The organism is Sulfurimonas sp. (genome assembly GCF_023229105.1).
Lineage (GTDB): Bacteria > Campylobacterota > Campylobacteria > Campylobacterales > Sulfurimonadaceae > Sulfurimonas.
In genome coordinates, this window is sequence record NZ_JALNZY010000007.1 from 21772 (window position 1) to 43562 (window position 21791).

The 21791-nt window shown below is 36.3% G+C and carries 26 protein-coding genes and 1 pseudogene; 9 read left to right on the forward strand and 18 right to left on the reverse strand.

Annotated features, from left to right (window positions below):
- Positions 1 to 62 precede the first annotated feature (62 nt).
- Complete coding sequence (locus M0Q17_RS01875) at positions 63 to 596, reverse strand: DUF4136 domain-containing protein (protein WP_295082714.1); 534 nt, start codon at positions 594 to 596, stop codon at positions 63 to 65.
- A 17-nt stretch (positions 597 to 613) separates the two neighbouring features.
- Positions 614 to 1468, reverse strand: a complete 855-nt coding sequence (locus M0Q17_RS01880) for an NAD(+)/NADH kinase (RefSeq protein WP_295082716.1) — start codon at positions 1466 to 1468, stop codon at positions 614 to 616.
- 166 nt (positions 1469 to 1634) lie between these two features.
- On the opposite strand from M0Q17_RS01880, the gene wrbA reads away from it, so the two are divergent.
- The 3 genes from wrbA to M0Q17_RS01895 all read left to right on the forward strand — a co-directional run bounded on the left by wrbA (position 1635) and on the right by M0Q17_RS01895 (position 4668).
- On the forward strand, positions 1635 to 2246 hold the full coding sequence (gene wrbA, locus M0Q17_RS01885) for an NAD(P)H:quinone oxidoreductase (protein WP_295082718.1): 612 nt from the start codon (positions 1635 to 1637) through the stop codon (positions 2244 to 2246).
- A gap of 89 nt (positions 2247 to 2335) precedes the next feature.
- Entirely contained in the window at positions 2336 to 4090 is a 1755-nt protein-coding gene (gene aspS / locus M0Q17_RS01890; RefSeq protein WP_295082720.1) for an aspartate--tRNA ligase, read from the forward strand.
- An 8-nt stretch (positions 4091 to 4098) separates the two neighbouring features.
- Positions 4099 to 4668, forward strand: coding sequence for an adenylate kinase (locus tag M0Q17_RS01895; RefSeq protein WP_295082722.1), 570 nt, complete (start codon positions 4099 to 4101; stop codon positions 4666 to 4668).
- 45 nt (positions 4669 to 4713) lie between these two features.
- Here M0Q17_RS01895 and adk read toward each other — a convergent pair whose 3' ends face one another.
- The gene (gene adk / locus M0Q17_RS01900; protein ID WP_295082724.1) at positions 4714 to 5361 is read right to left on the reverse strand and encodes an adenylate kinase; all 648 of its coding nucleotides are present in this window, start codon (positions 5359 to 5361) and stop codon (positions 4714 to 4716) included.
- 74 nt (positions 5362 to 5435) lie between these two features.
- Positions 5436 to 5726, reverse strand: coding sequence for a hypothetical protein (locus M0Q17_RS01905; protein WP_295082726.1), 291 nt, complete (start codon positions 5724 to 5726; stop codon positions 5436 to 5438).
- 60 nt (positions 5727 to 5786) lie between these two features.
- Here M0Q17_RS01905 and M0Q17_RS01910 point away from each other — a divergent pair, with 60 nt between their 5' ends.
- Together M0Q17_RS01910 and M0Q17_RS01915 are read left to right on the forward strand one after the other, a co-directional pair.
- Positions 5787 to 6521: a molybdopterin-binding protein gene (locus M0Q17_RS01910; RefSeq protein WP_295082728.1), complete on the forward strand. Its 735-nt coding sequence runs from the start codon at positions 5787 to 5789 to the stop codon at positions 6519 to 6521.
- Positions 6522 to 6707: 186 nt separating this feature from the next.
- Entirely contained in the window at positions 6708 to 7352 is a 645-nt protein-coding gene (locus M0Q17_RS01915) for a DUF6166 domain-containing protein (protein WP_295082730.1), read from the forward strand.
- Positions 7353 to 7368: 16 nt separating this feature from the next.
- Here the strand turns inward: M0Q17_RS01915 and M0Q17_RS01920 are convergent, their stop codons facing one another.
- On the reverse strand, positions 7369 to 7872 hold the full coding sequence (locus M0Q17_RS01920; protein ID WP_295082732.1) for an ankyrin repeat domain-containing protein: 504 nt from the start codon (positions 7870 to 7872) through the stop codon (positions 7369 to 7371).
- Between the two features lie 76 nt (positions 7873 to 7948).
- Between M0Q17_RS01920 and M0Q17_RS01925 the strand changes: the two genes are divergently transcribed.
- Positions 7949 to 9145: a tetrahydrodipicolinate N-succinyltransferase N-terminal domain-containing protein gene (locus M0Q17_RS01925; RefSeq protein ID WP_295082734.1), complete on the forward strand. Its 1197-nt coding sequence runs from the start codon at positions 7949 to 7951 to the stop codon at positions 9143 to 9145.
- Between the two features lie 76 nt (positions 9146 to 9221).
- Positions 9222 to 9527 (forward strand): hypothetical protein, encoded by a 306-nt coding sequence (locus M0Q17_RS01930; RefSeq protein WP_295082736.1) that lies wholly within the window; start codon positions 9222 to 9224, stop codon positions 9525 to 9527.
- A 10-nt stretch (positions 9528 to 9537) separates the two neighbouring features.
- Here M0Q17_RS01930 and M0Q17_RS01935 read toward each other — a convergent pair whose 3' ends face one another.
- The 12 genes from M0Q17_RS01935 to M0Q17_RS01990 form a co-directional block, all read right to left on the reverse strand.
- Positions 9538 to 10926 (reverse strand): NlpC/P60 family N-terminal domain-containing protein, encoded by a 1389-nt coding sequence (locus M0Q17_RS01935; RefSeq protein ID WP_295082738.1) that lies wholly within the window; start codon positions 10924 to 10926, stop codon positions 9538 to 9540.
- A 13-nt stretch (positions 10927 to 10939) separates the two neighbouring features.
- Positions 10940 to 11599 (reverse strand): LexA family transcriptional regulator, encoded by a 660-nt coding sequence (locus tag M0Q17_RS01940; RefSeq protein WP_295082740.1) that lies wholly within the window; start codon positions 11597 to 11599, stop codon positions 10940 to 10942.
- A 218-nt stretch (positions 11600 to 11817) separates the two neighbouring features.
- Positions 11818 to 11958: a hypothetical protein gene (locus M0Q17_RS01945; RefSeq protein ID WP_295082742.1), complete on the reverse strand. Its 141-nt coding sequence runs from the start codon at positions 11956 to 11958 to the stop codon at positions 11818 to 11820.
- On the reverse strand, positions 11955 to 12425 hold the full coding sequence (locus M0Q17_RS01950) for a tRNA (cytidine(34)-2'-O)-methyltransferase (protein WP_295082744.1): 471 nt from the start codon (positions 12423 to 12425) through the stop codon (positions 11955 to 11957). Before M0Q17_RS01950 ends, M0Q17_RS01945 begins: the two co-directional genes overlap by 4 nt.
- A 2-nt stretch (positions 12426 to 12427) precedes the next feature.
- Positions 12428 to 13270, reverse strand: a complete 843-nt coding sequence (purU, locus tag M0Q17_RS01955) for a formyltetrahydrofolate deformylase (RefSeq protein WP_295082746.1) — start codon at positions 13268 to 13270, stop codon at positions 12428 to 12430.
- The gene (locus tag M0Q17_RS01960; RefSeq protein ID WP_295082749.1) at positions 13267 to 13626 is read right to left on the reverse strand and encodes a hypothetical protein; all 360 of its coding nucleotides are present in this window, start codon (positions 13624 to 13626) and stop codon (positions 13267 to 13269) included. The genes purU and M0Q17_RS01960 overlap by 4 nt, the downstream gene beginning before the upstream one ends.
- Positions 13617 to 13865 (reverse strand): hypothetical protein, encoded by a 249-nt coding sequence (locus tag M0Q17_RS01965; RefSeq protein ID WP_295082751.1) that lies wholly within the window; start codon positions 13863 to 13865, stop codon positions 13617 to 13619. The genes M0Q17_RS01960 and M0Q17_RS01965 overlap by 10 nt, the downstream gene beginning before the upstream one ends.
- Positions 13862 to 14929: a 3-isopropylmalate dehydrogenase gene (gene leuB / locus M0Q17_RS01970; protein WP_295082753.1), complete on the reverse strand. Its 1068-nt coding sequence runs from the start codon at positions 14927 to 14929 to the stop codon at positions 13862 to 13864. The genes M0Q17_RS01965 and leuB overlap by 4 nt, the downstream gene beginning before the upstream one ends.
- The gene (locus M0Q17_RS01975; protein WP_295082755.1) at positions 14929 to 15432 is read right to left on the reverse strand and encodes a 3-isopropylmalate dehydratase small subunit; all 504 of its coding nucleotides are present in this window, start codon (positions 15430 to 15432) and stop codon (positions 14929 to 14931) included. Before M0Q17_RS01975 ends, leuB begins: the two co-directional genes overlap by 1 nt.
- Positions 15433 to 15513: 81 nt before the next feature.
- Positions 15514 to 17043 (reverse strand): bifunctional GNAT family N-acetyltransferase/carbon-nitrogen hydrolase family protein, encoded by a 1530-nt coding sequence (locus M0Q17_RS01980; protein WP_295082757.1) that lies wholly within the window; start codon positions 17041 to 17043, stop codon positions 15514 to 15516.
- Positions 17044 to 17184: 141 nt separating this feature from the next.
- Positions 17185 to 17973: a flagellar basal-body rod protein FlgG gene (flgG, locus tag M0Q17_RS01985; protein ID WP_295082759.1), complete on the reverse strand. Its 789-nt coding sequence runs from the start codon at positions 17971 to 17973 to the stop codon at positions 17185 to 17187.
- 12 nt (positions 17974 to 17985) lie between these two features.
- A complete protein-coding gene (locus tag M0Q17_RS01990) occupies positions 17986 to 18807 on the reverse strand; it encodes a flagellar hook-basal body protein (protein ID WP_295082761.1) in 822 nt (273 codons plus the stop codon).
- Positions 18808 to 18940: 133 nt separating this feature from the next.
- Here M0Q17_RS01990 and rpoD point away from each other — a divergent pair, with 133 nt between their 5' ends.
- Entirely contained in the window at positions 18941 to 20809 is a 1869-nt protein-coding gene (gene rpoD, locus M0Q17_RS01995; protein WP_295082762.1) for an RNA polymerase sigma factor RpoD, read from the forward strand.
- A gap of 7 nt (positions 20810 to 20816) precedes the next feature.
- On the forward strand, positions 20817 to 21500 hold the full coding sequence (locus tag M0Q17_RS02000) for a hypothetical protein (protein ID WP_295082764.1): 684 nt from the start codon (positions 20817 to 20819) through the stop codon (positions 21498 to 21500).
- On the opposite strand, the pseudogene M0Q17_RS02005 reads toward M0Q17_RS02000, so the two are convergent.
- A pseudogene (locus M0Q17_RS02005) lies at positions 21490 to 21791 on the reverse strand (hypothetical protein); the annotation flags it as partial. The gene M0Q17_RS02000 and the pseudogene M0Q17_RS02005 overlap by 11 nt on opposite strands.

Sequence of the window (21791 nt, forward strand, 5' to 3'; positions counted from 1 at the left end):
ATTATACTTCTTTATTGTTAAAAATCTATGACTCTATTATTTTTACAAATCGTATAATACTTTTACTTAGTTGAGCGAACAGGAAACTCTTCTAGCATGGTAGCTACAGTTTTACTGAAGTATTCTATGCGTTCTTGCGGTGACTCTAATTCCTTTATCTTACTCTTAAGTGTAGCCTGCCAGAATATCTTCTGTGTAGATGAGTCGAGCATGTTTATAAGAAGATTTCCTTCATCACTTGAAAAGCCATGAAAAGTTCCCAGAGATAAACCGAGTCCGCTTGAAAACGTACCCAATCCAAGTCCAATCCCAACGTTTGAAGGCACATCCTCTTTTATGACACTGTGAAAAGTTATATGAAACTCAGCTTTATCTACAGATACGCTTGTGTAACCCTTTGACTCCATTTCACGATTTATAGCATCTATTATACGCTCATTGTCCAATAGATAAAGCTTATTTGTATTTTTGTTAACTACGGCAAATGTCGAAAGTGAACTTATTTGAAATAAGGAATCGTAATCTACATCTACTTTTTTCGACGAACAGCCTGACAAAATTAAAAGTAGCAAAAATGGAAGTAAATATCTATACATGTTATCTCTTTCGGAGTCTATTCTCCCCATCTTAATTTCTCTTTTAACACCTCAAAGTAATTATACTCCTCTTTATGCATCAGCTTTACCGTTTTAGTGGCGAGTTTTATATGTACGCTCTCGCCAAGTTCTAGCTCATGCACATCTTGTCCGTCTATAATCATAAGAGCCCTCTCCTCCGAGGTCTTCATCTCTATAGCATATTTTCCCGGAAGCACAACTGGTCTTTGCGTTAAGGAGTGAGGGCAGATCGGCGTTAGCGCAAACACATTTGACATCGGAAAGAGAACAGGTCCGCCTGCTGAGAGGTTGTAAGCAGTTGAGCCTGTTGGTGTTGAGACAATCACCCCATCACCATAATATGTGTTAAAGGATTGGGAATCAACAAGAGTCTCTATATGTATCATATTTGAAACACGAGTACGAGTTAGGACAATGTCGTTAAAAGCGTAGTATTTAACCTCTTTCGTATTTTTTATAACGGTTGCTTCAAGAACCGCTCTCTCATCGACTCTATACCTGTTTTGAATTATTTTTTGCACAAAAGAGTCAAGCTCATCTACAGACAAATCCGCCAAAAATCCAAGATTACCTGCATGAACGCCGAGTATTGGAATATCAAAATCAAATGATTTTCTAACTGTAGATATGAGCGTGCCATCGCCGCCGAAGCTAACTATAAAATCACACTCCTTGCAGATATTTTTAAAACTCTCTCCAGTCATGCCAATCATTTTGGCACTCCTACTCTCTAGCAAAACTTCTATATTATAATTTTTAAAAATTTGCTCTACTCTTAGGTAAGCATCTTTTATTTCTGGTGTTGAGGGTCTTAAAACAACGCCTACCCTCTTAATATTTTTGCTTTTCAAAGTATATCTCTTTATAAACTATTTTGTTAATTATACACTTTTGACATTAAAATCCAATGGAGCGATAAACTATTGAATTTTCAATACTTTAACTATAGTACACTCTCTATCGCTTAAGATTAATTGATATATAATATTTAAAATAGCGCAAGCAAAGGAGTTTTTTATGAAGATATTAGTCGTTTACTATTCCATGTACGGACATGTCTATAAACTAGCAAAAGCAGCGGTTGAGGGAGCTCAGTTGGTCGAAAATGTTGAAGTTGTACTTCGTAGAGTTCCTGAGACTCTCCCTCAAGAAGTGCTAGAAAAAATGGGTGCTGTTGAAGCTCAAAAGCATCAAGCCCATATACCTATATGCACTGTAGAAGAGCTAGGTAATGCCGATGCGGTTATCTTTGGAACGCCGACTCGTTTTGGCAATATGTGCGCTCAGATGCGACAGTTTCTTGATGCTACCGGTGGGTTGTGGACAAAAGGCGCGTTAGTAGGAAAAGCCGGAAGCGTTTTTACAAGCTCAAACACGCAACATGGCGGTCAAGAATCTACCATTCTTAGTTTTCACACTACTCTTTTGCATCACGGCATGGTAATTGTCGGACTTCCATATACTTTTCAAGGACAGAATACTATGGATGAAATCAGCGGTTGCTCCCCATACGGGGCATCTACTATTGCCGGCTCTGACGGGAGTTTCTATCCAAGCAAAAATGAGCTTGCAGGAGCGCATTTTCAGGGAAAACATGTTGCGCAAATAGCAAAGAAACTTATGGCTTAAGAGAAAAATATCTATTAAGAACAAAATAATTGCCCGATAAGTCAAGTTTGGATATAATCGCAAAAATTATTTAGTAGGACTCTATTTTTATGAGAAGTCATTATTGTACAGATTTAAGTGAGGCAAACGTTGGACAGGATGTTGTTCTAACGGGTTGGGCAAACAGTTACCGTGATCATGGCGGGATTATTTTTATTGATTTAAGAGATAAAAGCGGTCTTATTCAGCTTACATGCGACCCTGAAGACAACGCAGCCGCGCATAAAGCAGCAGACGGTGTTCGTGATGAGTATGTTCTTATAGCTAAAGGAACTGTTCGTCATCGCGGGGAGGGACTTGTCAACCCACGTCTTAAAACAGGTACTATCGAAGTTATAGTAAAAGAGCTTATTATTGAGAACAAATCAGCTCCCGTTCCTTTTGTTATCGGCGATAAAAATGTCGGCGAGGAGACAAGACTTAAATACCGCTACTTAGAGCTTAGAGATCCTGACATGTATGAAACGTTTCGTCTTCGCTCAAAAACGGCAATCGCTGCTAGAAATATCTTAGATAAAAATGGATTTTTAGAGGTAGAAACTCCGATTTTAACAAAATCGACTCCAGAGGGTGCAAGGGATTATTTGGTTCCCTCACGTGTTCACAGCGGAGAATTTTACGCACTTCCTCAATCCCCACAGCTTTTTAAACAGCTTTTAATGGTTGGCGGCTTTGACAGATACTTCCAAATAGCAAAATGTTTTCGCGATGAAGATTTGCGTGCAGACAGACAACCGGAATTTACTCAAATAGATGTCGAGATGAGCTTCTGTAATCAAGAGGACGTTATAAAAGTAGCTGAAGATTTGCTTGAGGCTATGTTTAGTGCTTGTGGCATCAATGTCAAACCTCCATTTAACCGTATAGCTTACAAAGACGCTATAGAGTGGTACGGTTCTGACAAACCAGACTTAAGGTATAACCTTAAGATGGTTGACGTTATTGATATTTTTGAGAGATGCGACAATGAAATTTTTACAAATATCGCAAAAAAACCACATACAAACCGAATCAAGGCTCTAAAAGTTCCGGGAGCAGATTTGGTTTTCTCAAAAAGAGAGATGAAAACATTTGAAGATTATGTACGAAAGTTTGGTGCACAAGGTCTTGGGTATTTTCAGATGAAAGAAGATGGGCTTAAAGGTCCTCTTATAAAGTTTTTTAGCGAAGATGATATTGCACTTTTAGTTGAGAGACTCGGCATGGAAGTTGGCGATGTCGTATTTTTTGGCGCAGGCGATAAAAAAACCGTCTGGGACTACATGGGACGTCTTAGAATTTTTATAGCTGAGCATGAGAAGATGAATCTTGTGAATAAAGATGCCTTTGAATTTGTATGGGTTGTTGATTTTCCTATGTTTGAAGTTGAAGATGGACGCGTAAAAGCACTTCACCACCCTTTTACTATGCCTAAAGATACTGATAAAGAAGATATTGAAGAGATAGAGTCTATCGCATATGATATCGTTTTAAACGGCACGGAACTCGGTGGCGGAAGTATTCGTATCCATAAGCCTGAGGTTCAAGAAGAAGTTTTCAAACTTCTAGGGATTGACGAAGAAGAAGCTGGGGAGAAATTCGGTTTCTTGCTTGATGCTCTTAAATTTGGTGCACCTCCACATGGTGGCTTTGCAATAGGATTTGACAGACTCATGATGCTTATCACTAAAAAAGAGAGCATTCGTGATGTTATAGCCTTCCCTAAAACACAAAAGGCTTCTTGTATCCTTACTAAAGCACCAAGTGCTGTTGATGCAACGCAACTTAAAGAGCTGCATATAAGATTGCGTGAACAAGTAAAATAGTTTTGGGTATGAAAAAACTATTTTTGATTATCGGAGCACCAGGCTCCGGTAAAACTACAGATGCCCAGCTAATCGCTGAACAAAATGAGAAGATAACACACTACTCTGCCGGTGAGATGTTAAGAGCAGAAGTTGCAAGCGGCAGCAACCTCGGTTCTGAAATAAATAACTATATCTCTAAAGGTCTAATAGTTCCCATTAAAATAGCAATAGAGACTATTGTTAACGCCATAAAAAATGCTCCTACCGACATAATCATCATAGACGGCTATCCAAGAAGCATCGAGCAGTTAAATGCTCTAGATGAGTATCTAAGCCAAGATTCGTCACTTGAGCTTATCAGCGTTATAGAAGTTCGTGTTAGCGAAGATACCGCAAGAGAAAGAGTCCTCGGTCGTGCCCGCGGTGCCGATGACAACACAGAAATCTTTGACAACCGAATGAAGGTTTACGCAGAGCCTTTGGCTGACATGCAGACTTTTTACAAAGCTAAAAATCTTTTACATGTAATAAGCGGCGAGGGAAGTATCGAGACAATAGTTTCTGAGATGGAGAGTTTTATTAAGTCTAAAATATAAAAGCATCCGGATAAATTCCAGATACTTAGATATGCAAATTAGTTCTTAACCTAACTTAGAGACAATAGCCGCTTCAACGTCAGCTATATCTACCGTTCCGTCAACAGTTATGTAAGTTAAACCCTTAAGTTTAGAAGCTTGCTCTTTGTAGTAACCTATAAGCGGACTTGTAAGGTCATGGTAAACTTTTAGGCGGTCTAGCACAACTGACTCTTTATCATCATCACGCTGAACTAAATCCTCTCCCGTTATATCATCTTTTCCTTCGACTTTTGGCGGGTTGTAAACTAAATGGTAAGTTCTCCCACTTGCCAAATGCGCGCGGCGACCGGCCATACGAGTAACTATTTCTGAGTCGGGAACATCTATCTCAATGACCGCATCAATATTTATGCCTGCATTTGTAACAGCATCAGCTTGAGCAAGTGTACGAGGAAAACCATCAAGCAGGTAACCGTTCTTACAATCATCTTCGGCAATTCTATCTTTTACAAGACCGATAATAATCTCATCAGTTACAAGCTGACCCGCATCCATAGCAGCTTTTGCCATTTTACCCATCTCTGTGCCTGCTTTAATAGCAGCGCGAAGCATATCTCCTGTAGAGATTTGAGGGATGTTATATTTTTTTGTTAAAAACCCTGCTTGAGTTCCTTTTCCGGCTCCCGGAGCTCCTAATAATATTATTCTCATATTTATCCTATCTGTTTTGTTGATGCTATTATATAGAAACGAATTTAAAATTGGCTATAAGCCAATTATACAGACTACCCCTCCTCTGTAAATCCAAAATCTTCATCATGAGATTCATTTTGAGCCTCTAAAATATCATCAATAAGCTCTTTACACTCATCTTCTTCGATATCTCCGCTTTTTATATCATCTAATACATCCTGCAAATCAGCCTTGAACTCTCTTAGCTCCTCTATCTCCTCTTTTGCATCCTCGTCAGCCTCTTTACTCTCGGCAATTTCTTCAAAAATCTCATCTAGTCTCTCATCAATATCTGGAATAACATTTTTTGTTATTAACTCTTCTAGTTGCTGTGCGTATGACATCTATTTATCCTTAACTGTTTTTAGTATAATACATAAAAAAAAGTAAAGCGGAAGATAAAAATGAATTTTTATGCTTGTATAATCGGTAGTGAGATACTAAACGGACGCAGAGAAGATAAACATTTTGCATTTTTAAAAAATGAACTTCAAAAATATGGACACGAACTCTTCGCCTCTTTTATTATAAAAGATGATGAGAAACTTATAAAAAATATATATAAACTAGTAAAAGATGACTCACGGAGTGTTATGTTCTCTTTTGGCGGTATCGGCGCTACCCCTGATGACTTAACAAGAGAGATTGCGGCAGAAGTTTTTACCTCAAAACCATTGCAACGACATGAAAAATTTAAGCAAGATATTATAGAGAGATTCGGCGAGGAGGCGTACCCACATAGAATATATATGGCAGATCTGCCGCAAAATTCGCAGCTATTGTTTAATCCCATAAACAACATGTCTGGCTTCTCTTTAGAGGAGAGATATTTCTTTACTCCCGGATTTCCACAAATGGCGCATCCGATGATTGCCTCTGTTATAGAGCGTCTATTTAGCACATCACAACAAAAATATCGAGTTACTCTCCTCGCTAAAACAAGTGAAAATACACTTATTAACATTATGAAAAAGATTCCGTCTGAGATTGAGCTCTCCTCCTTGCCTATACTCAATGCAAAAGAAGATGCATCTGTTGAAATATCACTTTGTGCAGCAGATAAAAAAAGTGTAGATAAGTATTTCAAACTTTTTACTGATTTTTTAAAGAACTCAAAAATATCTTATAATTTAATATAATTTCCTTATGGTCGATTTCCTTATATAAGTAAAAATCAAGGAATTACACCATGATAATTTGGTTATTGGTACTTTTATTGCTTTGTTTATCTTTATATGTTGCTTATCGTTTCTTGCTTCTACATAAAAAAGATAGAAGTCACAAAATAGAGCATCATTACACTTTTAAAATATAAGGCAATAGTAATGGCTATTATGAGAAACAATCATGTTTTTAAAGGGCATAGGACATTGTTAGGTGTAAAGTATGTAACTTATGGCGAAGTAGAACTTCCGCTTAGGTATGATATGTTTAGCTTATCTAAAAATGGATTTGATTGGGGAAACAAAGGAAGTGCTGCTCAGCAACTCTCGTTTTCAATACTTTGTCAATTAAGCAATGAGGATTTTGCAAGAGATAATGCATCTCTATTTACAATAGATGTTGTTTCAAAGTTTAACAACAGAGATTGGATTATATCAGCTTACGAAGTATTAAAATGGGTAGAAGAACATACAGAAGAAGAAACCATTGAAGATAAAACTATCCAAAAGCAGGAAGAAAAAAAAGAAGAACCTGTAAATACTTTAATACTAAAAACACAAAAACTTTCAAAAAAACCAAAACAAAAAGATAACGTAGTTAAAGAGATATGCAAGGAGTTGCAAATAACTCAAAAAGATCTTGCTTCCATACTGGAGATTCCAGAGGGGACAGTAAGCAGCTGGGCTGTTAAAAATGAGATTCCACGGCTTGGCAAAAAGGCTATAGAATTTTATATGCAGAGTCAAAAAAGTCAACAAATAATTAAAAGCTATAAAAGCTTTGTTAAACTGCTTGATGTATCTTAAGGGTAACTTCTAGCAGCTACCTTGCGTAGCCTCTGTTTTTTGGAACATTATCATCATAATCTAAAAGAAGCAAGATACTCTTCTTGTTTGTTTTTCTTGCAAAATCTATAACACTTATTCCCTTTGCATCAACGGCATCTCTGTCTGCACCATGCTCTAAGAGTAGTTTTACAACTTCTGTGCGTCCATAGCAAGCTGCCGCCATTAGTGGAGTAAACTTACTTCTTCTTGTGGTGCTGTTTACATCAACACCTTTTGAGATTAGATACTTTACCATTTCAATATTGTTATAGGTAATTGCCATATCAAAAATGCTAACGCCCTCTTCATCAAAATCAAAAATATCAGCGCCGTTTTCAACTAGATGCATTACAAGATCAAAATCACAGCCATATCTCAAAGAAGATGCTAAAACAGACTCTCCGCTTTCATTTGCCTCATTTAGGTCAGCGCCATCAGATATATGTTTTTTAACAGCCAAAAAATCATTCTTTTTTAAAAGTTCAATCCATTTATTCATAGCAGAAGTATATACTAAATTATTATTAACAATGTTTAAGTATAATGTTTTTAGAAAATTATTTAAGTGAGACTTCATGGAAATTATTCAAACAACAGATGCTTTTCGAGCGCTGGTAGCAAACATTAAATCTTCAACCAAAAAATATAGAGATCCTTTGGCTTTTGGGATATGCAGAGTTGATTCGGGACAGTTAAATCTTAGCAAAACCCTACAAGCAACCTACCCTGTAGTTAATTGGAATGAAAACTTTGCAAGCGCAGCTATCTTTATTAACGCATTAGCAGAGCAAGGCGTTGAGCTTGACTTTAGCAAGAATGAAGTGGTTTACAATATAAACTCTTCATTTTTAAAGAGTTGTCTAAATGCTTTTACTCCTTATGCAGATGAAGCTTACGGGGATGCACATAAAAATATTCAGGTAGTCTCTGCTCTTTACAATCAAATCATGAATAGCGGTTCTTTAGAGGGTGAGTTTAAGGTCACATTTATCTTTGCAGATGAGGCTCTAGAGAGTGTTGAAGCAGCTTATCTAAAACTCTATGCTCTCTCTGAGGCAAAAGTTGAAATAAGAAGCATAAATTTAAACGGTGCTTTTAACGTCTTACCAAATGTTGCATGGTCAAACGGACAGCCTATAGAGCTCGAATATCTTCGTGAATTTGAGATAGAATTAAAGCTCTCAAATGACTACCCGCATATTGATTTTGTAGATAAATTTCCAAGATTTTTACAACACATTATTCCTGCTGATAATACTAGAATTCTAGACACATCAAAAGTGAGATTTGGTGCACAACTTGCTGCTGGAACTACAGTCATGCCGGGAGCTTCGTATGTAAATTTCAATGCAGGAACCACAGGTCCCGTAATGGTAGAGGGCAGAATTTCAAGTTCCGTTGTAGTTGGAGCCCAAAGCGATATTGGCGGCGGTGCTTCAATACTCGGTGTTCTTAGCGGAACAGATGGAACTCCTATTACTATTGGTAAAAATACACTTCTTGGAGCAAATTCTACATGCGGGATTCCTCTTGGAGATGGATGTATTATTGACGGTGGCTTGGCAGTTTTAGCAGGTATAAAAGTTGGCATTAATGATGAAGAGATAAGAGAGATTCAAGAAGTAAATCCAGATGTAAAATTATCATCTATCATGAAAGCATCAGAACTTGCAGGACTTAATGGATTGCACTTTAGACAAAATTCTTTAACAGGGCAATATGTTGTTCAAAGAAGCAAGAGAGAGATAAGGTTAAATACAGATTTGCACTAATATTAATTTTTAAAAGGACCTGTTGCTTCAGCTTTTAAAGATTAAAATTAGTATAATAACTATAAAGGAGTTTTTTATGAATATATCTAGCAATGTATCATCTATACAAGCTCATCAAACATTGATGAACACAACTGCAAACAATGTTGCAAATGTAAACAGTGAAGGATATGTGCCGACAGACACTAAAGTTGTGGGTGATGAAAACTCCATAACAACAAATGTGCGAAAAGCGGATGACAACGGCTCAAAAATAAGTCAAACCGATTTATCCAAAGAGATGACCGATCAGATTATAACTCAGGGTTCAACTGCGGTAAATGTTGCGGCTATCAGAGCACATGATGAGATGTTAGGCTCGCTTCTAGACACTAAGGCCTAACTAGAAGTCTTTAAGGTTGTCTAGTCAAAATATTCATACTAACTAGATTTTTTAGTAACTCAGCATCTTCATCATAGTTTTGCTGATATTTACCAAGTCTCAATGAACTAAAGATAGGCTTTCCTATAATAATTCTACCCTCAGCTTCATCTTTTTTAGTTTTAATGCCCCATGTGTTGTGAAATACAACAATTTCATCATTGTAAGTGCCCACATAAAGAACAACATGTCCTTTTTTATACAGAAGCGTCTCAAAAGGAACACCTCTCTCCTTTATGACTCTTATCTTCTCATCATCATATAAATTTTTTAAAGAGACGACACTGCCTATTTTACTCTGTTGATACGAGTTTCTAGGTAGCCATATACCAAACGGCACAAACATATCTCTAAGCATTGATGAGCAGTCTCTTTGCTCATACATTCCGCCCCATCCATAGTTTGTTTTTGAGACCTCCTTGACTATGGAAATAAGATTTTCTCTACCTAGTTTAAGTATCTCTTTTGTTGCTATATTTTTTGATATTTTGGATTTTAAAAAGAGTGGTTTTGAATTTTTATACGAGGAAACAGCTAAAACAGTATATGTCTCTTCATCTTCAGAGATAAGCGCAAACATCATGCCTATTTTTGATTTAAATAAAAAATGACCCTCACTGTCGTAAAGAGATTCATTCTCCTTAACGATTGCTACCTGCTTTGCTTTTTGCCACTTAGCAACTTCTTCCTCGGTTAGAACTACAAGCTCATCAGATTTTAACCATCCTGATGCATAACTGCTAAATACAAATGCCCACTCCTTATCTTTTGTATAGTGTGAGATAAAAAGAGGCTCATTCGCATGTATGGAGCTGTTTTGAAGATAGTCAAAAGGGAAACCCTCTCCTGCTGCTGTAGGATCTCTCAAGAGAGGTCTTATCGTTGGAAAAGCTCTCATGTTGCTATATTTTAGAGTTAATGCTTTTTTATTTACACTTGCATATGCCTCAAAATTTGCGTTTTTAATCATCTCATCAAAAAAACTCTTCTCTAAAAGCTGAAGATTTTCTCCATAACTTTTGTTAAATGAGAATGATGCAAAGGGCCACATTGCAGACTTTAAATCCTCTTTTGGTTTATCAATATTCCATACACTAAAATAGTTTTGTTCATATTTTTTTTGAATATCATAAATAGTTGAATTTTCATCTATATTCTTTGCAAAATAGCTTACATCTTGAGGAATATTGAGTAAGTCAAATATCTCTATATCTCTTTTTTTTGATTTTTCCACAGGCTTGTTGAGCGACTTTGTTAGTGTTATTTTATCTTCAACTTTAACTTCAACCTCCGACTCAACTCTCTTTGACGTACAGCCTGCCAACAGAAGAATTGATAACATTAAAAAAATATATCTCACAGCCAAAACCTTTTTAATCAACGCTTCCAAATCTACTGACTACTCTTCCTATTACCTCTATTTCAGATGGGTCTAGCGTCTGAGTGGAGTAAACTTGATTGTCGGATATTATATCTATTTTTCCGTCAATTCTTTTTTGTACTCTCTTTATAAACAGTCCGGCTTCTGTTCTTATAGTAAAGATTCCGCCTCTTTGCAGATCCGTCTTGCTTCTGTTTATAAAAACTATATCATTGTAACTAAAGGTAGGTTCCATGGAGTCTCCAGACACATTTATAGCCTCTATATACTTTAGCTCCCTCTCCCCTCCGAGCATTAGTGCAAACTCATGCGGAATCTCGATTCCTTGCATCTCCTCTTCCTCGGCATCTGCTCCACCGCCAGCAGACGCATTGACCCCTCCAAAGTATTTAATCATAAAAAATCTGTTTGTTGCTTCAACAAGACTCTCAGGAGATTGCCCGTAGAGCATCCAGTTTATAGATATAGATTTTGTTGCACAAAAGTCTAAAAGTTCATCGAAAGGAATTTTATTTCTTTTTTTCATAGTCGCAAAATTCATCTGAGAAACTCCCAAAATATCTGCAACATCCTTGTCGTATATCTTCTTGTTCTTAAACTCCGTAGAAACAATATTTTTTATCTCTTCTATAATTTCTAGAAAATTTTTCATCTCGCTTCCTTTATGCCAACTTTTAAAATATTATATTTGATTTTTGCAATTTAGTCAAAGTTTATATGACAAAATGCAATATTTTTTATATAAATATGAAATTATGTGTAAAATTTGGAAAAATTAAAGGATTTTTATATGACACTTGTAGTAAAAAATGTACAAAGTATGTTGGAGAAATTTGAAGAAACACTAGAGAAGTGGGCTAAAAAAGTTTTTTAAAGACCATTCTCTTTATCTTTTAGCTTTTTTTCATCAGCTTCTCTTTGTGCAAACTTATTTTTATGGTAACCGCCAAAGACAAAAACCATAAAAAGTATAAAAAGTATAGCCATAATAATATCTATATATTCCTTCATCTGTTCTCCTTAAAGATTGTATAGTTTTGTTTTATTGCTTCATAAAGCACTATTCCTGTACTTATAGCCAAATTTAGACTTCTGCCCTCTTTAGTCATAGGTATAGTTATGTTTTGCTCCTTGTGGGCATCTAAAATATCTTCGGGTATCCCTGCTGTTTCACTTCCAAAAAAAATATAATTACCCTTTTTAAACTCTGCCTCAAAGTATGGTTTATCAGTTTTTGTAGTAGCAAAATAGGCATTGTCGGATATTTTATTATTTTGGAAAAAATGCTCTAAACTCTCCCAGACATGCAGGTCTAACTTATGCCAATAGTCAAGTCCTGCACGTCTTACAGCTTTTTCATCAATATCAAAAGCAATAGGTTTGATGATATGCAAAGATGCACCGGCATTTACGCATAAACGCCCTATTGCACCGGTATTGTTTGGTATTTGTGGGTTTACTAAAACAAGGTTAAACAACACTATCCCTGAAAAATAACGGTTTTATTTGCATATACAAAAATTCTATCTTCTAGCGCAAGTTTAAGCGCTCTAGAGAGAACAACTTTTTCAACATCTTTGCCTAAACGCTGCATATCCCTCCACCCATAGGCATGATCGACATGTATAACCTCTTGAGCAATAATCGGACCTTCATCAAGGTTGTTATTCACAAAATGTGAAGTTGCACCTATGATTTTCACACCCCTTTCATGTGCCTGTTTATAGGGGTTTGCTCCAATAAAAGCCGGTAAAAATGAGTGATGGATATTAATAATTTTTTTTTCATAAACTTCTACAAACTGAGGCGTTAACACTCTCATATATTTTGCCAAAACGATATAATCTATCGCTTTAAATTTAGTTAAGTGCTCAAGTATTTTATCTTCATGCTCTTCTCTGCTTAAATCAACATGAGAGATGCAGACAAAAGGGATATTAAATCTAGACACAAGGGATTCTAAATCGCTGTAGTTTGATATTACGGCTAATATATTTGCCTCTAATTCTCCAGCCTCATGCCTGATTAAAATATCGCCTAAGGCATGCATCTCCTTTGTTGCCATTATAATTATATTTTTATCTTGAGGGGCAATTACGTCAATATTTGCATTTTCGGGCATAATATCGCTGATGAGCTTATGGAGTTTTTCTAAAGTTATATCACCTTCAACAACGCTTCTCATAAAAAATTTATTATTCTCTTTGTCAACAAATTCGCTATTTGAGAGAATATTCATATCGTTTTGATAAAAAACGGAAGAGACTTTATAAACAAGACCTTTTTCATCATTTGCATCTATCAGGACTCTGTACTGGCTCATATTTGACTACCTCTTTGTATCTCTTCAACTCTTGAGTCAATAGTAACGAGCATATACTCTAAAAAATTAAGCGTCATATCTATTTTGGCCTCTATATTTGTATTGTTTGGAGCCTGAAAACCTTCAAAAAGCACAAGCAATCTCTCTCTTGTCGATTTTAAAAAGAGTATCTCGCTGTTTACATTCCGTTCGTCTTTTGAAGCAGAGCTCTCTTCGCTTTGAACTTCTAGCTCAAGCTCTTTTTTGCTTTTCTCTTGAGCATCTTGGATATGCTTTATATTATCTATCATCTTTTTTTCAGGTTTCACATTTTCCATCTCTGCTAAAGTTGAGAGAATTACATCTTTTAGTTCCATAACTTTAATAGCCACCTTTCAAATTCATTAAACTCAATCTCTTCTTCCATCTTTACAAAATACTCTTTCATCTGAGTATTTACATTTAAAAACTTCTTTCTCATGCCAGAGAGTCTTCGTATGGCAATTTTAGCATCAATGTTAGAGGGCTCTTTTTTTAGTATCTCTTTATAGATTTCAAGCGCCTCTTCTTTTAATCCTTGCAACTCATAAATATTTGCTAAAGTTAGTGTCTTCATTTCGCCGCATAATTAGCAATTATAGAACCCATCTCACTTGTAGAACAAACTTCTTTAGCATCATATTGTGCCAAATCTTTTGTTCTGTAGCCCTCTTTTAGTGCTCTTTTTACGGCAGCATCTATCTTGTCTGCTGCATTATCTTCGCCAAGAGCGTATCTTAGCATCATCGAAGCTGAGGAGATAGTTGCAATAGGATTTGCAATTCCTTGACCTGCGATATCAGGTGCAGAACCGTGAATAGGCTCATAAACACCTATCTTAGCCCCAACGGAAGCCGAGGGAAGAAGACCTATCGAGCCTGATAGCATACTAGCCTCATCGCTTAAAATATCACCAAAAATATTTCCCGTAAGAATTACGTCAAACTGCCTAGGGTCGCGGATAAGCTGCATCGCTGCGTTATCTACATACATGTGAGAGAGTTCAATTTCTGGATACTCTTTTGAGACATCAATGACCACATCTCTCCAAAGTTGCGATACATCCAAAACATTTGCTTTGTCAACCGAGCAGACTCTTTTGCTTCTTGTCATGGCAATCTTAAATGCTTGATGCGCGATTCTGACTATCTCATCACGAGTATAGACCATAGTGTTCCAGCCTCTGTTTTCATCACGCCCTTTTGGTTCCCCAAAGTAGATTCCACCGATAAGCTCACGAACAACCATCAAGTCAACGCCCTTAACGACTTCCGCCTTAAGTGATGAAGCATTCACAAGTTCATCATATACAACTGCAGGGCGCAGGTTTGCATAAACACCAAGCTCTTTTCTAAATCGTAAAAGCCCGCTTTCAGGTCGTTTTTCACGGGGAAGATTATCCCATTTTTCTCCGCCGATTGCACCAAAGAGTACCGCATCACTGTTTAATGATATGTTGATAGTCTCTTGTGGAAGAGGATCACCGGTAATATCATAAGCGCAACCGCCCATTAAAGCCTCTTCGTAAGAGAACTCTATATCACAGCATGATGCTACGGCATCTAAAACCTTTACAGCTTCATCTATAATTTCAGGACCTATGCCATCACCTTTTATTAATGCAATTTTATACGTTTTCATTATTTACCTTTAATCTCGTTTTGTGCAAAATTCATAAGTCCGCCGGCATCTATAAGCTCTTGCATAAATGCGGGAATTGGGGTAAAACTATATGTTTTGCCTGATGTTTTGTTTATAATAGTTCCATTATTCATATCTATACTTATCTCATCGCCCTCTGCTATCTCTGCGCTCTCTTTAAGCTCAAATATAGGAAGTCCCATGTTAAACGAGTTTCTATAGAAAATTCTTGCAAAAGTAGGAGCAATAACTGCTGCAACACCGGCAGCTTTTAGAGCAATTGGAGCGTGTTCGCGAGAACTGCCGCAGCCAAAATTCTCATCCGCAACTATCACGTCGCCTCTGCTCATCTTATTTACAAATTCAGGATCAGCATCTTCCATGACATGTTTTGCCAACTCTTCGGGCACCGAGGTACTTAAATAACGAGCTGCTATGATTAAATCTGTGTCGATATCTTTGCCAAATCTCCAAACTTTTCCGTTAATATTTGCTTTTTGCATTATAGATTCCTAACTATTTGTTGTAAATTAATTTTGCGATTATACCCAAAATGAGATTTTAGTTTTATAAAGAGCTTTTTGCTACTTTTTTAATCTAAGCTCATAGAGATCTTCTCTTCTGTCTTTTAGGTTTGTAACTCCACCGAATGTATGAAGCTCTTTTAAAAGATCCAAATCAACATCAGCAACAAGAATCATCTCCGTATTTGGTGTTGATTCTGCCTTGATGCCGTTTGAAGGAAATGCAAAATCACATGGTGTAAATACTGCTGATTGCGCATACTGTATATCCATGTTGCTGACTTTTGGCAGATTTCCTACACATCCGGCAATTGCAACATAGCACTCATTTTCTATTGCTCTTGCTTGCGAGCAGATTCTGACTCTTGAGTATCCATTTTGTGTATCTGTTAAAAATGGGACAAAAAGTATCTCCATTCCCTCTTTAGCTAGCAATCTACCAAGTTCTGGAAATTCAGCATCATAGCAGATAAGCACTCCTATCTTTCCGCAATCGGTATTGAATGTTTTTATCTCATTAGAGCCTTTTAGCCCCCAGATTCTCTCCTCATCGGGAGTTACATGTATCTTAGAATACTTCTCAACCGTTCCATCACGCCTACATAAAAATCCGACATTATAAAGATGCCCATCAACCAGTTCCGGCATACTTCCAGTTATAATATTTATGTTATACGATATAGCCAGTTTTGAGAACTCATCGCTAAATCTCTGAGTATAACCTGCCAACTCTCTAATAGCTTCTGCTTCATTTAGATGATTATATTTTGACATGAGTGGCGCATTAAAAAACTCTGGAAAAAGTGCAAAATCACTTCTGTAGTTAGAGACTGCATTTATAAAATATTCTGCCTGCTCAAGCACCTCTTTTATGTCATTATACGGTCTTACTTGCCACTGAATTAGCCCAAGTCTTATAACTGTTTTTTGCGTTAGCGGATTTTTCTTTGGTTGCGTATAATAGATATTATTCCATCCCAAAATTGCTGCATATTCGCAACTCTCCATATCCCCTTCGAGATAATTTTTCACTATACGCCTGACATTAAAATCATTTGAGAGTTGAAAATTAAGCACGGGGTCATCAATCTCTTTTTCTTTAACTTTTTGTATATATTCTCTTGCAGAGAGCTCTTTTGAGTATTTTGCGTAGTTAGGCAATCTTCCTCCAAAAATTATCCCTTTTAGATTAAGCTCTTCACATAGCTCTTTTCTATAATCGTACAATCTTCTTCCAAGTCTTAATCCACGGTATTTTTTACTAACAAACACATCAACTCCGTAAAGGATGTTACCAAGCGGGTTAAATGTGTCAAAAGTATAATTTTTCGTTATCTCTTTATATGTATGCGTATCTTCAAATTTATCATAATTCACAATCATACTCAGGGCAAAACCGGCAAACTCCCCATCTATTTTTATACCTACCTGCCCTTTTGGAAATTTATTGATTAAAATAGCAAGCTCTTCCTTGCTCCATGTGGAGTCTTTAAGATGTCTATACTCATCTTTCATAAGTTCTGCTACGGCTTCATGGTCTTCTATTGCTAGATAGTTTAATTCAATTTTCTCTATATTTTTTAAATTCATAAAAATTCCTAATTTTATACTCTACTTTTTCATATTATAGTAGTAATTGTACTAAAAGTAGTTTGATGTTTTGCTAATTGGCAGACAAAGAGAAGACTACGACTTAATATCACTTAGTATCAAGCCGTATTTAAGAGTTTATTATCTTTTTAGATTATTTGTAGTTTGAAGCATTTCATCACTTGTAGTGATTACTTTTGAGTTAGAGTCATATGCACGTTGACCTGTTATTAAGTCTGTTAATTCAACAACAAGTTCGACATTACTCAGCTCAACAAAACCTTGTCTAAGCACTCCAAGACCATCAAGTCCGGGAGTCCCCTCAACTGGCTGTCCAGAGCTGTCTGTCTCTATATATAAGTTGTCTCCCATAGAGTGAAGACCTGCAGGGTTTATAAAGTTAGTCAATGTGATTTGACCTACTTGAGTTGCCTGAGTCTGCCCCGGTTGAACAACGCTGACCGTGCCATCTGTTCCTACATTGACATTTGTTGCATCAGGCGGAATAACAACTTCAGGAACCATTCTGTACCCGTCGCTGTTTACAATTGTCCCGTTTTCATCAATTTTAAAAGCACCGTTTCTTGAGTAAACCTCAGTTCCATCAGGAAGCTCTAATTTAAAAAAACCTTTTCCTGTTACAGCCAAATCAAGCTCATTATCTGTTTGCTTTAGGCTGCCCTCTGAAAATATTTTATTGATTGCAGTAGGTCTAACACCGAGTCCAACCTCGATACCGGTAGGACTTTTGGTAACATCACTCGTGGATGTTCCTGCATACTCCATAACTTTATACATTAAATCAGCAAACTCCGCACGAGATTTTTTAAATCCGATTGTATTTACGTTTGCAATATTGTTCGCTGTCGTATCTATTTGTGTCTGCATGCCTAACATTCCGGTCGAAGCAGTGTAAAGTGATTGCATCATAGTCTAAACTCCTTAAGATTTTTTGGCAATTTTTTCAATTGCATCACGGTTCATATCGTTCATTTGGGTATCCATGGCTTTTTGATACATTCCAACTAAACGATTTGTCTCTATCATCTGTGTCATCATCTTCACAGCATTTACATTACTCTTTTCAACAAAACCCTGCATTACAGCTCCGCTCTCTTGAATGCTCACAAATTCTTGTTCTTTGTCGTATCTATAAAGGTTATTTCCCTCTTTTTTCAAAAACGCAATATTTTCAGGCTGCGCTATAAAGATTTTAGAGTTAAGTGTAAAATTCGCACTGTTTGGAATATTTGTATATATTTGTCCATTTTTATCTATCTCAACTACACTATCTTCTTGGTTGAGTGTTATAGGCTGTTTTGTTTGAAAATAATCACTAGGAAGCACCTCATAGCCGCTCTTTGTAATAACTCTTCCTTGATCATCTCTCATAAATGTACCATCTCTAGTAAACCTAATTCCCTCTGGTGTTTTAACCAAAAAGAAAAGTCCCTCTTTTGAGAGAGCCATATCAAGCGGATTGTTACTTTTTTGCATATTTCCCAAAGAGTGATCAGTATATGAGTCAACTACTTGCGGAGCCTTATTCATGGCTCTGTTTAAAAACTGTGCCGCCTCTTTAGTCTGGTTTGCGTTTGGAAGCTCATCTCTTGCTTCTTTGTAAAGACGCATAAAATCACCGACTACCAAATTATCCTCTTTAAAGCCAACTGTATTTACATTAGCTAGGTTATTTGCGATAGTGTCAAGGCGATTAAACTGAGTAACCATACCTGCTGCTGAACTATAGTATCCACTTTGCATAAAGTACCTTTAAACAAATATTTTCAAATGTTAAAGCAAAGGGTGTTCCAATATTAAAAGAAGCAAGAGTTAAGAGTATTTGGGTATAATCCACCTTTGAAAAATCTTATAGACTTAAGAAGGTATATTTTATATGACAGCCAAAGAATTAAACAAAGCTATCGAATCATTCTTCGCAAATCAAAAACCTAAAGAGTGTTTGACATACGAAGCACTAGTGGAACTTTTTGACAAGCAGCCGACTGCATCACAAGCAGCAAATATATATAAACTCGCACAAAAGCATAAGGCTTGCATCTACACATCATCAGAGCATGCAAAACTTCTTAATGACAAAGAGGCAGAGGCTAGAAGAAATGCTCAAAGAAAGATGATTGAAAATAACGAAACAGATAGCTTTGATATATTAAAAGAGCATGAGCTTTTAGAGTGGTCTCGTTCTGACTCTCCTGTTCGTATGTATCTTCGTGAAATGGGGCAGATTCCGCTTTTAACTAAAGAAGAAGAGATAGAGATAAGTAAAAAAATTGAAGGCGGTGAGAGTATTATCATAGATGCAATATGCTCGGTTGCATATTTAATAGATTTTATTTTAGATTATAAAGAGCCACTTATAAACCGTGAAAGAAGAGTAAAGGAACTCTTTAAGAGTTTTGAAGATGAAAAAGATGATGATGGCGACGACTCAGAGAACGGTGATGATGATGAAGATGCTGAAGAAGAGAATGTTGAAAAAACATTGACAGTCAAAGATAAAACTAGAGTTGAGAAGGTTACCACAAGTTTTAAAGCTTTGGAAAAAGCTAAAAAAGAGTGGATAAAACTAACCGACAAAACACCTGAAAATCTTGACGGCGAGCCTACCCCTGAAACTATCTTCTACTTCTTATCAGTTACCTTTAAAAAAGGCATTTTAAAGGAGAAGTTACTAGATCTGGGTCCTACGTCTAAGCTTATCAATGAGCTTGTTAAGGCAATGGAAACAGCACTTAAAAGTGATGAAGGGTACGACAAGGAGCTAAAAAGATTGGAGTACAAACTTCCGCTGTTTAACTCAACTCTAAAAGCAAACCATAAGGTTTTAGTTGAAAAAATATGCGACTTAAATAAAGAAGATATCGCAGGTATGGTTCCCGAAGCTACCATGGTTAGTACCTACATGGAGATAAAAAAACTTGTTCAAACAAAAGAGGCATCAAAAAACAGTTTTGATATGGAACCGGAAAAATTGGCAGATATTTTAGAGCAGATTAAACGCGGTAAAAATATCTCTGAAATCTCAAAAACAAAGATGGCAAAATCAAACCTAAGACTTGTTGTATCTATTGCAAAGCGTTACACAAATCGCGGTCTTCCATTTCTTGACCTAATCCAAGAAGGAAATATTGGTCTTATGAAGGCAGTTGACAAATTTGAATACCAAAAAGGTTATAAATTCTCAACATACGCTACATGGTGGATTCGTCAGGCAATCTCTCGAGCAATTGCGGATCAAGCAAGAACTATTCGTATTCCTATCCACATGATAGAGACGATAAACCGTATAAATAAAATTATGCGCAAACATCTCCAAGAGCATGGAAAAGAGCCAGATGTTGAGATTATCGCTCAAGAAGTCGGTCTCTCTGTTGAGAAGGTTAAAAATGTCATCAAAATCACAAAAGAGCCTATAAGCCTAGAGGCTCCTATTGGAAGTGAAGATGATGGACGTTTTGGAGATTTTATAGAGGATAAATCTTCACTATCTCCATCTGATGCAATATTAAAAGATGATTTAAGAGTTCAAATAGAAAATGTTTTAGAGCAGCTTAACGAAAGAGAAAAGGCTGTTATCAAACTTCGTTTTGGAATTATGGATGATGAGAGTGACAGAACACTAGAAGAGATAGGCAAGGAGCTTAGTGTAACGCGCGAGAGAGTCCGCCAAATCGAATCAAGTGCAATTAAAAAACTAAAGCACCCTAAAGTTGGGCGAAAACTGAAAAATTATATAGAAGAGTAATCATAAGATGACATTTGAGCAGCAATGGATTGAGTATGACTACAACCCTTTTGTGCTCTTTAGCTCAAATGGAAAAATCATATCGTTAAATTCACAAGCTCAGTTTCTATTAGGCTCAATTACGACAGAAGAGCTTTTTATACTTACTACAACGTACGCAAACGTCACGTTTGGGTTTAAGACTACTTTTGTTGAGTTGGAGGTTGGGCGCTATAGATTTTTTGCACTTACCGTCGGATATGAAAATGATGATGCTATAGGTATAAAGCTCTATCAAACTCCATCTTTTAAACTAAATAACCAAAAACCTATCGGGGAGCCGGTTAATATTTATGCTTTGGTCGATTTATGCATGTTAACACACTCAATAAACTCAAAAATATTTTTTGAAAAAGATTTTGACCCTACTATTCCAGAAGTTATAGTTGACTCTAACATCTTCATAAAAATAGTAAACAAAATCTACTCTTGCTATGAAAATAATGAAAAAATTGTAACCAAAATATTTTACAGAGTCGGCGAACATATAAAATTTGAAAATAAAAAATATAGCATATTCTCTATCGAAATAAGTTCAAAGAGTATTGATAAAGAGAGAGTTAACGAACTAAAAGCGTTAGCGGTAAATACAAATTTTTATATAGATATTCAAAAAAAGATAACCCTTAATATACCGATGATTACTGCTTAGGGTTAAACTCTTTTGAGAAAATATAACCTACAATAATTCCCACAAGCAGAGATGGAAGATAGATAGAGATATCCAAAAGTGCATTATTTTTAAGAGCAATAAAACCTAAAATCAAAAACAGATACGGAATCAGTCTAAAAAGAGAAACACCTGCTTTTGAGCCCTTTTTAATATCTTTTATATTTAAAATTTTTATCTTTTTTTTCTCCTGCTTAACAATAGCTTTTAAATCTAGCTCATCAGCAGGTCTAGCATCTATCTCAAACTCTTCATAAAGCTCATAAGGATCCT